This is a genomic window from Chloroflexus islandicus (genome assembly GCF_001650695.1).
GTDB classification, from domain to species: Bacteria; Chloroflexota; Chloroflexia; order Chloroflexales; family Chloroflexaceae; genus Chloroflexus; species Chloroflexus islandicus.
The window spans coordinates 115,854-129,038 of sequence record NZ_LWQS01000125.1; the positions used below are offsets into that span (position 1 = coordinate 115,854).

12 protein-coding genes are annotated in these 13,185 nt (G+C 60.3%); 4 read left to right on the forward strand and 8 right to left on the reverse strand.

Annotated features, from left to right (window positions below):
• The first annotated feature begins 1,205 nt into the window (after positions 1-1,205).
• Positions 1,206-2,021: a DsbA family protein gene (locus A6A03_RS19845; RefSeq protein ID WP_066791700.1), complete on the forward strand. Its 816-nt coding sequence runs from the start codon at positions 1,206-1,208 to the stop codon at positions 2,019-2,021.
• A gap of 44 nt (positions 2,022-2,065) precedes the next feature.
• Here A6A03_RS19845 and A6A03_RS20105 read toward each other — a convergent pair whose 3' ends face one another.
• Together A6A03_RS20105 and A6A03_RS20110 are read right to left on the reverse strand one after the other, a co-directional pair.
• Positions 2,066-2,374, reverse strand: a complete 309-nt coding sequence (locus A6A03_RS20105; protein ID WP_172812344.1) for a DUF2442 domain-containing protein — start codon at positions 2,372-2,374, stop codon at positions 2,066-2,068.
• Positions 2,337-2,585: a DUF4160 domain-containing protein gene (locus A6A03_RS20110; protein ID WP_076798294.1), complete on the reverse strand. Its 249-nt coding sequence runs from the start codon at positions 2,583-2,585 to the stop codon at positions 2,337-2,339. The genes A6A03_RS20105 and A6A03_RS20110 overlap by 38 nt, the downstream gene beginning before the upstream one ends.
• A gap of 195 nt (positions 2,586-2,780) precedes the next feature.
• On the opposite strand from A6A03_RS20110, the gene thpR reads away from it, so the two are divergent.
• From thpR to A6A03_RS19860, 3 genes are all read left to right on the forward strand, one after another.
• Positions 2,781-3,356 (forward strand): RNA 2',3'-cyclic phosphodiesterase, encoded by a 576-nt coding sequence (gene thpR, locus A6A03_RS19850; RefSeq protein ID WP_066791702.1) that lies wholly within the window; start codon positions 2,781-2,783, stop codon positions 3,354-3,356.
• 93 nt (positions 3,357-3,449) lie between these two features.
• Positions 3,450-4,478 (forward strand): vitamin K epoxide reductase family protein, encoded by a 1,029-nt coding sequence (locus A6A03_RS19855; RefSeq protein WP_066791704.1) that lies wholly within the window; start codon positions 3,450-3,452, stop codon positions 4,476-4,478.
• Positions 4,479-4,619: 141 nt separating this feature from the next.
• Positions 4,620-5,855, forward strand: coding sequence for a TsoY family (seleno)protein (locus tag A6A03_RS19860; RefSeq protein ID WP_172812345.1), 1,236 nt, complete (start codon positions 4,620-4,622; stop codon positions 5,853-5,855).
• A 78-nt stretch (positions 5,856-5,933) separates the two neighbouring features.
• Here the strand turns inward: A6A03_RS19860 and A6A03_RS19865 are convergent, their stop codons facing one another.
• The 6 genes from A6A03_RS19865 to A6A03_RS19890 form a co-directional block, all read right to left on the reverse strand.
• On the reverse strand, positions 5,934-6,560 hold the full coding sequence (locus tag A6A03_RS19865; protein ID WP_066791706.1) for a response regulator: 627 nt from the start codon (positions 6,558-6,560) through the stop codon (positions 5,934-5,936).
• Positions 6,553-8,235 (reverse strand): GAF domain-containing sensor histidine kinase, encoded by a 1,683-nt coding sequence (locus A6A03_RS19870; protein WP_066791707.1) that lies wholly within the window; start codon positions 8,233-8,235, stop codon positions 6,553-6,555. Before A6A03_RS19870 ends, A6A03_RS19865 begins: the two co-directional genes overlap by 8 nt.
• Before the next feature lie 81 nt (positions 8,236-8,316).
• The gene (locus A6A03_RS19875; RefSeq protein ID WP_066791708.1) at positions 8,317-9,060 is read right to left on the reverse strand and encodes an ABC transporter permease; all 744 of its coding nucleotides are present in this window, start codon (positions 9,058-9,060) and stop codon (positions 8,317-8,319) included.
• A gap of 11 nt (positions 9,061-9,071) precedes the next feature.
• The gene (locus tag A6A03_RS19880) at positions 9,072-10,022 is read right to left on the reverse strand and encodes an ABC transporter ATP-binding protein (RefSeq protein WP_066791709.1); all 951 of its coding nucleotides are present in this window, start codon (positions 10,020-10,022) and stop codon (positions 9,072-9,074) included.
• Positions 10,023-10,410: 388 nt separating this feature from the next.
• The gene (serA, locus tag A6A03_RS19885) at positions 10,411-11,988 is read right to left on the reverse strand and encodes a phosphoglycerate dehydrogenase (RefSeq protein ID WP_066791714.1); all 1,578 of its coding nucleotides are present in this window, start codon (positions 11,986-11,988) and stop codon (positions 10,411-10,413) included.
• A 59-nt stretch (positions 11,989-12,047) separates the two neighbouring features.
• Positions 12,048-12,629, reverse strand: coding sequence for a D-sedoheptulose-7-phosphate isomerase (locus A6A03_RS19890; RefSeq protein ID WP_066791715.1), 582 nt, complete (start codon positions 12,627-12,629; stop codon positions 12,048-12,050).
• Between the last annotated feature and the right edge of the window lie 556 nt (positions 12,630-13,185).

Below are 13,185 nucleotides of genomic sequence, written 5' to 3' on the forward strand. Positions count from 1 at the left end.
AGCGCAGCGGAGCGAAGCAATCTCCCGCGAGCACGGAAGAGGCATCCTTTCCGCTGAAGTGGGAGATTGCTTCGGTCGGGCGGCCCCCGCTCGGCGTGGGCCGCCGCTCCCTCGCAATGACAGGAGCGCGCCAGTCAGCGGGTCGGCAGCCGGTGTATGATGATGGAGTGCGGCAGTGCAACTGCCGCATGCCATTGTCCTTGCGAGCCGCGCTGTGGGCGGTGCCGCAATCCCCGCACCCCCATTGTCCTTGCGAGCGCAGCGGAGCGAAGCAATCCTCCGCACGCACGGGACATGCCCGCTCAGGCATCCTTCCCCGTGACTCCCTCCCCCAGCGGGGGAGGGCTGGGGTGGGGGCCATATCTCCCGCACCCCCGTTGTCATTGCGAGCGCAGCGCAGCGGAGCGAAGCAATCTCCCGCGAGCACGGAAGAGGCATCCTTTCCGCTGAAGTGGGAGATTGCTTCGGTCGGGCGGCCCCCGCTCGGCGTGGGCCGCCGCTCCCTCGCAATGACAGGAGCGCGCCAGTCAGCGGGTCGGCAGCCGGTGTATGATGATGGAGTGCGGCAGTGCAACTGCCGCACCCCCGTTGTCATTGCGAGCGCAGCAGAGCGAAGCAATCCTCCGCACGCACGGGACATGCCCGCTCAGGCATCCTTCCCCGTGACTCCCTCCCCCAGCGGGGGAGGGCTGGGGTGGGGGCCATATCCCCCGCACCCCCATTGTCATTGCGAGCGCAGCGCAGCGGAGCGAAGCAATCCCCCGCGAGCACGGAAGCGGCATCCTTTCCGCTGAAGGGGGAGATTGCTTCGGTCGGGCGGCCCCCGCTCGGCGCGGGCCGCCACTCCCTCGCAATGACAGGAGCGTGCCGGTCAGCGGGTCGGTAGCCGGTGCATGATTATGGAGTGCGGCAGTGCAACTGCCGCATACCACTGTCCTTGCGAGCCGCGCTGTGGGCGGCGCCGCAATCCCCGCACCCCCATTGTCCTTGCGAGCGCAGCGGAGCGAAGCAATCTCCCGCGAGCACGGGACATGCCCGCTCAGGCATCTTTCCCCGTGCCTCCCTCCCCCAGCGGGGGAGGGCTGGGGTGGGGGCCATATCTCCCGCACCCCCGTTCTCATTGCACGCCGGAAATGGTCATTAGCAAGGTATGGTATGCTTCTCTGTGCTTGCTATTCTGCCTCCACAGCACAAAGGCTTGCGCAATGACTGGCTATCGACGTTCCTCACCGAACTCAATACATCCCTGCGCGTTCATCATCGCCTTGATCATGTTTCTTGCCGGCTGCACGGCAACGGCGAATATTCCTACCCCCTCACCCACGATGGTGCGCCTGCCGACCGTTACCCCTGAACCGCCGGCAGCGCCGGCGCCAACCGCGCGTGTCATCCGCTTAGGCGAAACACCCTTGCCGGCGCCACCTCTGACTGCGACGCCAACGCCGGCCATCACCGAAAACGGCGTGCTCATTGCGAGCATGGCCCAGCTCGGCCTCAGCGCCGAACCCTACGCCGTGCTCGGCGATCCCGCCGCGCCGGTGACCATCGTCGAGTTCACCGATTTCGGTTGCGCCTTCTGTCGCCGTTATCATCAGCTCACCTTTTACGCTTTGGTTACAGAATTCGTTGAGACCGGCAAGGTCTTCTACGTTGTCAAGCACCTGCCGGTCACCAGTCCGCAAGGCGAGCGGGCCGCGCTGGCGGCGATCTGCGCTGGCGAGCAGGGCCGCTACTGGGAGATGCACAATGCCCTCTTTGCTAACAGCGAGGCATGGCAAGGCGACGCGGCCAGCGCTCAGCGCCGCATCGACGCCATCGCTGCCGAGCTTGGCCTCGATGCGGCGGCGTTGCGGGCCTGCGCCGGACGCGCCGAGACCAAAGCCGTCATTGCCCGCCACGTGAGCGAAGCGCATGCCCTGCGCGTTTTTGGTACGCCGGTCTTCTTCATCAACAACCGGCTGCTGGCCGGTGCGCAGCCGATTGAGGTTTGGCGAGAGGTGTTGGCTGAGAGGGGGGAGTAGCAAGGGATTGCTTTCGGCAAAATGGTTGATTGAACGATAGCCGTTCATTGGCTTTGCTGCCGTCGCCGTAACCAGCGCTCGAACGATGCTGCACTCTCATTGGAACGTTTGCCGGCTAATAATCCCTCAATACCAATATCTTCGTCGAGATCCGGCCAATGGATACCGTAGCCAGCGCTGCTGATCTGGAAGTTGGACCGTTCTGCCGGTGTGCCATACGCTAAGCGTGGATACCATGCAATTGGTACTGAAATAGTTCGTCCATCTTCCAAATCAACCGTAAGGGTATCATCGCTGATCGAAACGTGCGTTATTCTAGGCAGGGTTATCGTGACAGAAATTGTCCCACTCATAGCGTAATATCTCCAAGTGTGAACGAACGATCCGTTCAATATCGCGTAACTCTTTGCGATTGTAACCTCGATTCTCTGCCAACCTGACATCAGGATCAAGCCAGAATTTAGCACTTAGGTTATCACGATCTACATGAATATGGCGAGGTTCATCACAGTCATACGAATAAAAATATAATCGGTATGGGCCGATACGTAATACAGTTGGCATAGTAGTGAATTTTTGCAAGTAAGGTGTTAGATAAATTATAGATTATTGTTTAGCATCTTGTCAACTCTTACGGCAGAGATTTCACGTCTTCTCGCGCAATTTCATCTATCGTCTTCAGTTATTCACTCGCTCAACCGGCAGTTACTCTTCGTTGTACAATAGCATCGGGTTCGCTGGCAGATTCACCGGATTACTATGTCTCAACCATTACCAACTTCCGAACCGACGCTGCGCCTCTTCATCGCGCTTGACTTGCCGGACGAGGTGCGCCGTGAGCTGCGCGATGTGCAGATGCGACTCAGTGCGCATAGCCGGGCCGTCCGCTGGAGCGACCCGGTTGGCATGCATCTGACCCTCCACTTTCTGGGTGAGACGCCGGAACGGCTGGTCGAACCGTTGCTCGCCGGGATGCGCGCTATCACCGCGCCCGCCTTGCGCCTTAGCCTTGACCGGCTAGGGTGTTTTCCGCCAACCGGCTCGTTGCGCGTCGTGTGGGTGGGTCTCAGCGGCGATCTGGCCGGTTTAGCAACCCTCTACCAATCCCTTGCCGGCGTTGTTCAATCGGTTGGGTTGCCTACCGATCCACGTCCGTTTACCCCTCACATTACCCTTGCCCGTGCCCGCCCCGAAGCGACACCGGCTGAGCTGCGCGCGCTCCGTGCAGCCTTGCCCGCGGTCATTCCCCAACCGCTGGCGTGGCAGAGCGAGCGCCCCATTCTCTTCCGCAGCCAACTGACGCCGCGCGGCGCCATCTATACGCCGTTGGGCTAGGTTGCGTGATTTGTACCTATTCATTGGGTGATTTGCGCTAGTCGCTAGCCGTGGCAACCAATATCATGCACGTAGTGCTGAAAGGAGGTTGTCATGGCTCTTCGTCGTTTTTGGGTTGCGCTGTTGGTATGTATTGCCGTGCTCGGCGTGTCGCCGGCGTTTGCGCAGGCGCCGGTTGCCCGTGCCGTGCTCTTCTATTCGCCCACGTGCCCGCATTGCCACACTGTGCTCGATGAGGTGTTACCGCCATTGCAGGCCCGCTATGGCAGCCAGTTGCACATTCTCACCATTGATGTAACGACTCCGTCTGGTAAGTCGTTGTACAGCGCGGCGTTGCAAACCTTTGCTGTCCCGGCATACCGGCAAGGCGTGCCGGCCCTGTTCTTTGACCAAACCCATCTGGTTGGGAGCGATGAGATTCCTGACCGGCTGCCCGGTTTGATCGAGCAAGCCCTAGCTACCGGCGGGAATGCGTGGCCAGCCATCCCCGGCATCGAGCCGTTGACAGCGACGTTTGAGGCTGGCGCTGCGCCGGTCGCGCCGCCAGCATCGTCGCCATTCAGCCGCGATCCGTTCGCCAATACGCTCGCGCTGCTGGTGCTGACCGGAATGGCCATTGCGTTCTTTGTCGCTGTTACGCGCTTGCGCTGGCCCTTCGACCGTCCGTTGCCCGTCACCCGCTCGCGCTGGATCCCAGTGTTGGCGGCGGTAGGAGTAGTCTTGGCCGGCTATCTGGCCTTCGTCGAATTGAACCAGCAGAGTGCGGTCTGCGGGCCGGTCGGCGATTGCAATGCCGTTCACCAAAGCCCGTATGCTCGCTTGTTCGGTGTTCCGGTGGGTGTGATCGGTTTGGCTGGCTATCTCGCGATCATAGTAGCATGGCTGCTCGATCGCTTTGCAAACGTCCGTCTTGCCCGGCAAGCGTTAGTCGTAATGGCGCTGGCCGGTACGCTCTTCTCGCTCTACCTCACCTTCCTTGAGCCGTTTGTGATTGGGGCGACGTGTGCGTGGTGCTTGTTGTCAGCTATAACGATGACAACGCTGCTCTGGTTGGTTGCGGCGCCGGCGCCGCAACACGTTGCCCGTGGCCGGCGTTCGTTAGCCACCGCGAAAGGTCGTTAACTGGTGTGATAACCCACCGGTGTGGGGCGACGGAACCGTCGCCCCCATTTTGTTAGTTGAATCATGTAACCTCCACCTAATACGTTGCATCTTATGGGCGAAAGGTCAAAATATTCGTGACAAGGAGGAGGTTACACGCCCATGAGCCAGTTGATCGGTCGTTTGACGGGATTGCGGACGCTCGGCGAGCGGTATGTGCCGACCTACTTTTTGGCGGCGCTTGGTAATGGCGGTATGGCCATTACCTTCTTCATTTGGCTGAACTTTCTCGTTCCTCATCCGGCCACGCCCATTGTGACGTTTGACAGCATTGCCGCCCTTTGGGCGAAGTCGGATCTAATCGGGCAAGCGCTCTTGCTGTTGGCGATGGTTGGGATTGCGCTCTTCGCTATCCGCCACTTCCAGTCGCTGATCTGGAATCTGAGCGAGTTTGCTCGTTTCCGCCGCAGCAGCGCGTATGTGCAACTGCGCGAGACCAACGGCGCGGTGATGTTGATGACGCTGCCGCTGACGTTGGCGATGACGATTAACGTGCTCTTTGTCCTCGGCGCAGTCTTTGTGCCCGGTCTGTGGAACGTGGTCGAATATCTCTTCCCCTTCTCGTTGACGGCCTTCTTTGCAGTGGGTGTGCTGGCGCTGCGCACCTTTGCCGATATCTTCGGTCGCGCGATTGCTAATGGTCACTTCGACTGCACGCGCAATAATAACCTCACCCAATTGCTGGCGGCCTTCGCCTTCGCCATGGTTGGCGTTGGTCTGGCTGCGCCGGCGGCGATGAGCACGGTCAAGCTGACGATTGGCATCGCGATGCTCGGCTCGATCTTCTTCATCATGGCGGCGATTGTGCTGGCGCTGGTGTTACTGGTGTTGGGGACGCGGGCAATGTTGACCAGCGGCTTGGCGGTTGAGGCTGGGCCAAGCTTGTGGATGCCGATCCCGCTGTTGACCCTGATTGGGATTGCCTTCTTGCGCATCAGCCACGGTCTGCACACTGGATTTGAGCTGCATATTGAGCCGGTGCATCGTCTGCTGATCACGGCGGTCTTCTTCAGCCTGCAAATGCTGGTTGGTCTGTTCGGCTGGTCAGTCTTGCAGCGGGTTGGCTACTTCCGCACCTATCTGAACGGCCCGTCGCGCAGCCCCGGCGCTTACGGTCTGATCTGCCCGGCGGTTGGCCTGTTCGTGTTCGGGATGTTCTTCCTGCACGTTGGTCTGGTGCAGAACGGTCTGGTCGAGAAGTTCTCGCCGGTCTACTTTGTCCTGCTGGCGGCGCTGGCTGCGGTACAGGCGCTCGGCATCGCGACGATGTTCCGGCTGGATCGCCGCCTGTTGTCGGCGCCGGCCAAGAAGTTGGCCGAGGCCGAGAGCGCGGCGTAAGCATTCGTTCTTCGCTAAGCAATTGCCCGCGTTGCTTCGATGAGGCAACGCGGGCTACTTGTTGGCTCGGCACAGATTTTACCGCAAGCTGATCAGTCCGCGTTGATAAGCGATCGTCACCGCATGCGTGCGATCGCGGGCGTTGAGTTTGCTGAGGATGCTGTTAACATGCGCTTTCACGGTTCCTTCAGCGATGTGGAGCTGGTCGCCGATGCTTTTGTTGCTATGCCCCTGTGCAATCAGGTGTAACACAGCGAGTTCGCGTTCGGTGAGCTCGGTGGCCGTCATCCGTTCCGCTAAGCGGGCGGCTACTTCTGGTGGAATGTGTCTGCGCCCATTGTAAACGGCGCGAATGGTGGTGAGTAGTTCGTCACGGGGGGCGTCTTTCAAGAGGTAGGCCATCGCGCCGGCGGCTAAGGCGCGGTAAATGTCTTCGTCACCGTCATACGTGGTGAGGACAATGACCCGCGTTTGCGGGGCGACTTCGCGTAGGTGGTGAATCAGCGTTACCCCATCCATCTCTGGCATGCGCAAATCGGTTAACACGATGTCTGGCTGGGTAGCTGCGCAGAGTTCCAATGCCTCGCGGCCATTCTCAGCTTCGCCGGCCACTTGCAAATCAGCGCGCCGGCTGAGCATCGCCGCCAGCCCCTCGCGTACAATCGGATGGTCGTCTACGATCAGGATGCGAATGACTTCATTCATACGGCGCTCGCACAGTGATGTGCGTTCCCTGTGATGGTTGGCTGGTAATGGTCAGCGTGGCGTTTACTAACGCGGCCCGTTCATTCATACCGATCAAGCCGAAGCCGCCGCTCACGCTTTCCGGCTTGAACCCTCGCCCGTCATCGGCAATCAGCAGGCTGACAGTTGCTTCATCGTAACATAACTGGACGCGGATCGTCTGGGCGGTGGCATGTTTCAGCGCGTTCGTCAAGGCTTCTTGCCCGATGCGCAGCAGATGATGCGCTCGTGCCGGCGCCAGCGGGCGAGGTTGGCCCACCTGTTCATAGATGATGGTAGGGCCGTTCGGAGTGGTGAGCGCTGCCACGATCCGTTCTATCGCTGCGCCAAGCGATTGCTGTTCAAGGGCCTGCGGTGTGAGCGCCATCACCGAACGGCGCGCTTCACTGAGGCTCTCGCGGGCGAGTTGCTTGGCCCGCCGGAGATGTTGGCCGGCTTGGGCCGGTGCGCTGGGTAGAATGTCTTCGGCTGCTTCGAGCTGCACAATGATTCCGGTTAATCCCTGCGCTAAGGTGTCGTGAATCTCGCGTGCCATCCGGTTTCGCTCTTGCGCAATCGCCGCTGTGCGAGTGTTGTGCGCCAATTGATCAAGCTGCATCGCGAGCATGATCTGGCGAACTAATGCTTGGGCCAGTTCAATCTCTTCCGGCAAGTATGTCCGTCGTTCATTGCTGGTGAGGACGACAGCCCCATGCACTCGTTTATCGCGCACGAGCGGCAGCGCCAGTACGGTGCTGATGCGTTGGGCGTGCTCTGCGCGCAACCGGAGCCGGTGATCGCCTGCAACATCCGTAATGATAAGCGGTTGCTGGTGGGTGCTTAGTTCGGCCCACAATGGCTGGACGGCACTTGCTGCGAGGGGTTCCGGGTTGGGATCGGTTGTTGTCTTCTGGTAGGCAAGTTGCTGGATCAAGATGCCTTGATCGTCATGTGCGACCCACAACATTGCTTGGCTGGCATGTAATTGCTCGCAGATCGTCTGTAAGACCTGTTCCATCAGCCGTTCCAGCTCTGGATTGTCATGGAGAAATTCGGTGATGCGGATCAAGGCCTGCGTCTGCCCGCGCGCAATGGTTGTGGCGCGTTCGAGCTGCTCGGCGAATACGTAGACCAACCAGCCAGTGATGTTGAACAGGCTTACCCAGAACACAATCGAACGGATCAAGGCTGGGGTGTCACCAACGGCGATAGTGGCTGCGAGCGGTTGTTCCCAGCCGTAGTATTCGGTAACAGCGAAAAGGATGACGAACAGGCTGCACAACGCCACGATCGTGACTTGGAAGATGCGTCCAAGCAACAAGCCGCTGATGACGATGATGGGCAGAAAGAGGGCAGTCATAGGATGGTTGACGCCGTAGAAAGGGAGGTTGAAGCTGACTGCCCAGAATAAGCCAACGATAAACCAACTGTTGGCCTGCTCGATCAGGCCGTACCGTTGCAAGAGCAACGCCATCGCTGATAAGCCCGTGATCGCGAGTGCATCCCATGGCGAGATAGCGGTGCTCAGCCAGCCTGCCCATCCGCCGAGCAGCAAGAGCGCACCCGCTGCTAGCCCCAGCTTGAAAAAGGGTTGCATCAGCGATTGGCGTAATGCCCGGTGAACGTGTGAATGGCGATCCCAGAGAACGGTTCGCATGCGCTGGCTCCATTCGGTGCGTGATGCGTTGCATGATACCCTATGGCATGCTCGTTCGCAGTGTTGTTGCCGGTAGTGCAGTTACTCGCCGGTCTGAAAAAAGCGGGCGGCAATCGCGGTGAAGATACCGCTGTAGGCCAACAGCGTGGCGAGATTGCCGGCGATTTGGCTGCTATCTAGCTCTCCGAAGCCAAAATAAGGGTTGAGGGCGTGGGTGAGTAGGGTTGGCGGCAACCACCGGCCAATGTCGCCCAGACCCGGAATAACAAAGACGCTGCCGCCCAAAAAGATCATTGGTAAGAGGGTGAAGACGTAGATCAGGCTGAGCGTATCCGGTTTGTTGGCAAAGGCGGCAAGCAGAGCGCCAAAGCCGAGGAAGGTGAGGCAACCTACGCTAAGAATGGCCAGCACCATCGGTAAATCGGTTACAGTGATCCGTACATCGTAGAGCATGATTCCCGCTAGCAACAGCAAGATCGATTGCAGCAAAAAGACGATCAGTTGCACAATGACCGTAGCGAACAGCAGATGGCTGATCGGCGCCGGCGTGGCGGCAAAGCGGGTAAATACGCGATTGGCGCGCCATGTGATCAAGATCAAGCCGAGCGTTTGGCCACTGTACATCACCCCAAACCCAACGAGCAAAGGCAACATGCTAGCCGCATTCGCTTCCATCGTCAGTTTGAATAACACCAACAAAAACATTGGCGTAAAGAGGGTGGCGGCGGTGTAGCGCCAGTTCCGCATCTGAACGTTAAGTTGGGCGCGGGCAAGGGCGATCAATGGGCTAAGCGGCGAGAGGTGGGTGGTTCTCGGTTGCATCATTCGTCCTCCTGTTAAGATAGCGCTGCGGTAGGCATAACCTCGTTGGTGAGGGTGTGTCCGGTGAGGTGAAGAAACACATCTTCCAGCGTAGGCGGCTGAATGCGCACATCGTTGAGCAAGAGGCCTCGCTCATGCGCGAGTTGCATGAGTGCCTGATAAGAGCGAGGTTCATCCTGCGTATACAGCACTGCGCGACCTCCTTCTCGGTTGATTGCGACGATGGCAGGCAGTGTTGCTAATGCCTCAACTGGAAAGATATCGGGCAATGTGATCGCGGTGGGCCGGTTCAGCTGTCTGATCAGCTCTCCCGGCGTGCCGAGCGCGAGGAGCTTACCGGCGTCGATAATCCCAACCCGGTGCGCCAGCATCGCCGCCTCTTCCATATAGTGGGTAGTTAACACGATCGTCCGCCCCTCGTCGCGAAGCCTGCGGATGGTGTCCCACAGCGTCCGGCGTGATTGCGGATCAAGGCCACTGGTGGGTTCATCGAGAAACAAAATCTCTGGATCATTGACCAGCGCGATCGCCAGCGCCAGCCGTTGGCGTTGGCCGCCGCTAAGGTGCTCTGGCAGCCGGTGCGCCTGTTCGCGCAAGCCGAAGAGGTCGAGCAATGCTAAGGCATGGGTGTGGTTCATCGCGATGCCGTAGAGCCGGCCAAATAGCCATACTTGCTCTATCACCGGCAGATCGGGCAAGAGGCTGGTTGTTTGCAACTGCACGCCAATGCGCCGTTTGATTTGGCGCGCATGGGTGGCCATATCCATGCCCAATACCTGCACGCTTCCGCTATCCGCTCGCCGGATGCCTTCGATGATGCTCAGCGTCGTCGTTTTACCAGCGCCGTTTGGCCCTAGTAAGGCGAAGATTTCGCCCCGGCGCACGCTGAACGATACGTCGTTGAGCGCTTGAATCGCGCCGTAGCGCTTGGTGATCTGGTGAACTTCGATTGCATGCTCGCTCATGATTTGCCTCTCTTGTCTACCGTATGGCGTCTAGCATAGCGCCGCTGTAACCGAGCGGCATCGCAAGAAAGTTCAATCGTTGGGTAAACGAAAGTTATAGCCGCGCGCACATAAAGCCCCTGCTTCCACATAGCGGAGGCGGCGGTTCTCAAAAAATTTATATTGGATCATCAGCCCGCTGCGCTGGCTTTGTAAGCCATGGTGGCGCCGGAGGAAGGCACGTTTCCCCTCCCCCAGCGGGGGAGGGGAAAGGGGTGGGGGGCATCAACGACCGTTGATCGTTGCCCCTCCCCCAGCGGGGGAGGGGCAAGGGGTGGGGGCATTAACGACCGTTCCCCCTCTCTCACCTGACGGCGGGAGAGGGGGCCGGGGGTGAGAGTAACTCGCTCTACAACGTCACGCTAAACGCCGCGTCGATCCCCGGAATAGTCGCCACTTGCTCCATCACCTGCGGCGGAGCCGGTTCGTCGAGCGTCAAGACCATCACCGCTTGCTCGCGGGGGGCGCGCCGGCCAACGTACATGCCCGAAATGTTGACATCCGCCGCACCTAGCAGTTGCCCGACCTTTCCAATCATCCCCGGCTGGTCGTGGTGGTAGGTGATCAAAAGCGATCCCTGCGGCACAAAATCGACGAAGTAGCCGTCCATCTGCACGATGTGCGGTTCGCCGCGCAGCACCGTCCCGCTAAAGGTGCGGGTACGCTCAGCCGTCTGCACGTGCAGCGTAATCAAACCGGCGTAGTTCTCGGCTTCCGGGCTGACCCGCTCGGTCATACGCAGGCCTCGCTCGCGGGCAATGATCGGTGCGTTCACCGGTGTGATCCGCTCGACGCTGCTGGCCGCCAGCAAACCTTGCAACACCGCCAGCCGCACCGGCTGGGTGTCCATCTCGGCCAGCTCGCCACCCAGTTCGAGGTCGTAGCTGCGCACCGGGTCTTTCACCAGTTGCATCACCAGCGTGCCGAGCAGCCGGCCCAGATTGAGGTACGGCTGCAACACATTCCACGCTTCCGGCGCGACGAACGGTGCATTCACCGCATAGCGTGGCGTGCCGCCAGTTAACGCCGTCACTACGCCTTCAGCCATCTCGGTGCCGGCGCTCAGTTGCGCTTCGGCAGTCGAAGCGCCAATGTGCGGGACAGTAATCACCTTGGGGTGGCCGATCAGCGGGCTATCGGCGGGCGGCGGCTCTTGGGCATAGACATCGAGCGCCGCGCCGGCCAGATGGCCGTCGTTGAGCGCCTCGACCAGCGCCGCCTCGTCAACGATCCCGCCACGGCTAGCGTTGATCAAGTACGAGCCGCGCTTCATCTGCATGATCCGCTCGCGGTCGAACAAGTTGCGGGTGCTCTCGATCAACGGCACGTGCAGCGAAATCACATCACTGCGCTGCACCAGCTCATCGAGCGTCACCAGCGCCACTCCCAACTGCTCGGCGCGGTCGAACGAGACCACCGGGTCGTAGGCGATCACTTCCATCTCCATCGCCCGCGCCCGCCGCGCCACCTCTGAACCGATCCGGCCCAACCCGACGAGGCCGAGCGTCTTGCCGCGCACTTCCCAGCCGATAAAATCGTTGCGCGCCCACCGCCCGCTCTGCACCGACGCATGCGCCTGCGGGATGCGGCGGGCCAGACCGAGCAGCAAACCGATCGTCAGCTCAGCGACGGCGACGTTGTTCGAGGCCGGCGCGTTGACCACAATAATGCCGCGCCGGGTAGCCGCTTCGACATCGATGTTATCGACGCCGGTGCCGGCCCGCCCGATCACCCGCAGCCGCTCGCCGGCGGCGATCACCTCGGCAGTGACCTTCGTCGCCGAACGCACGACCAGCGCGTCGTATTCGCCAATGACCGACAACAACGTTGGTTTGTCGAGATCCAGCCGGACATCGACCGTACCGGCTTGGCGCAAAACATTCAGACCTTCGGCGGCGATCTTCTCGGTGACAAGGATGCGGTTCATAGCTCCCTCTTTGGTACTGGTGCGGAACAAGCGGTCATATCATTTTCCGAGGTTTCGCTCTACGCCATGACTCCATCGATGGCGTTCGCCAACCGTTGCTCAACCTCTTCGCAAATCGCATGCAGGATGAGGGTATGCACTTCTTGAATACGGGCAGTATTGTTGCTCGGCACAATCAGCGCGTGATCGGCCAACGCGCAGGCCGCGCCGCCGTCTTTACCGAGCAACGCGATGCTGATCACGCCCTTGCTGCGCGCGGTGCGCAACACATTGAGAATGTTAGGGGAATGGCCGCTCGTGCTAAACACCACCAACACATCACCCGGTCTGCCCAGCGCGGCGAGCTGGCGAGCGAACACCTCATCGTAGCCAAAATCGTTGGCAATGCACGTCAGCGCGCCAATATCGGCATTGAGACAAATTGCCGGCAGCGGACGGCGATTGCCGCGGTAGCGGCCAATCAGCTCTTCCGCCAAATGCAACGCATCGGCGGCGCTGCCGCCGTTGCCGGCAGTGTAGAGGGTATGCCCGGCTAGCAACGCATCCGCTGCCAGCGTGGTGATCGCATCGATTGCTGGAACGAGGGTTGCGCTGGCCTGCAACACCTCCATTGCTTCGTCAAGTTGCTGTTGAAACGGCATAGGCGCTCCGCAGAAGAAACTTCGCGCCTATTATAACCGGTGGTGTTACGTTGTGGGGTGAGGTTGCCTACAGGGCTTTCAAGGTATGGAAGGCAGCGATCGCCCCTCTCCCGCGCCAGTGGGAGCGGGGAAGGGGGTGAGGGCATTGGGCCGAATAGCCACAAAGATACGCAAAAGGCACAAATCTTGTACGTTTTTGTGCCTCTTGTGTCTTTTCGAGGCTATGCCGCTAGTCCTCACCCCCCAACCCCCTCTCCCACCTCACGGTGGGAGAGGGGGAGCTGCGCGATGGGCGGGTGAGGCATTGCTTGAGCGGCACACAGCAGTGCTCCTCTCCCGCGGTGCGGGAGCGGGGAAGGGGGTGAGGGCAAGCAGCCCGCGCAGCGGGCTTCGTACCCCTAGCCCGGCCCTTTAGGGCCGGGTTCTGGACGGATGTTCTGTCCGTCCTCTCTCGCTCCAGTGGGAGCGGGGCCGAGGGTGAGGGCAAGCAGCCCGCGCAGCGGGCTTCGTACCCCTAGCCCGGCCCTTTAGGGCCGGGTTCTGGACGGATGTTCTG

What these genes read in the sequence shown, in the direction of transcription:
- A6A03_RS19865 (WP_066791706.1), bottom strand. Translation starts at nt 6,560, where the DNA reads ATGAATGAAGTCATTCGCATCCTGATCGTAGACGACCATCCGATTGTA.
- A6A03_RS19855 (WP_066791704.1), top strand. Translation starts at nt 3,450, where the DNA reads ATGGCTCTTCGTCGTTTTTGGGTTGCGCTGTTGGTATGTATTGCCGTG.
- A6A03_RS19860 (WP_172812345.1), top strand. Translation starts at nt 4,620, where the DNA reads ATGAGCCAGTTGATCGGTCGTTTGACGGGATTGCGGACGCTCGGCGAG.
- A6A03_RS19880 (WP_066791709.1), bottom strand. Translation starts at nt 10,022, where the DNA reads ATGAGCGAGCATGCAATCGAAGTTCACCAGATCACCAAGCGCTACGGC.
- A6A03_RS19890 (WP_066791715.1), bottom strand. Translation starts at nt 12,629, where the DNA reads ATGCCGTTTCAACAGCAACTTGACGAAGCAATGGAGGTGTTGCAGGCC.
- A6A03_RS19875 (WP_066791708.1), bottom strand. Translation starts at nt 9,060, where the DNA reads ATGATGCAACCGAGAACCACCCACCTCTCGCCGCTTAGCCCATTGATC.
- A6A03_RS19870 (WP_066791707.1), bottom strand. Translation starts at nt 8,235, where the DNA reads ATGCGAACCGTTCTCTGGGATCGCCATTCACACGTTCACCGGGCATTA.
- thpR (WP_066791702.1), top strand. Translation starts at nt 2,781, where the DNA reads ATGTCTCAACCATTACCAACTTCCGAACCGACGCTGCGCCTCTTCATC.
- A6A03_RS19845 (WP_066791700.1), top strand. Translation starts at nt 1,206, where the DNA reads ATGACTGGCTATCGACGTTCCTCACCGAACTCAATACATCCCTGCGCG.
- A6A03_RS20110 (WP_076798294.1), bottom strand. Translation starts at nt 2,585, where the DNA reads ATGCCAACTGTATTACGTATCGGCCCATACCGATTATATTTTTATTCG.
- A6A03_RS20105 (WP_172812344.1), bottom strand. Translation starts at nt 2,374, where the DNA reads ATGAGTGGGACAATTTCTGTCACGATAACCCTGCCTAGAATAACGCAC.
- serA (WP_066791714.1), bottom strand. Translation starts at nt 11,988, where the DNA reads ATGAACCGCATCCTTGTCACCGAGAAGATCGCCGCCGAAGGTCTGAAT.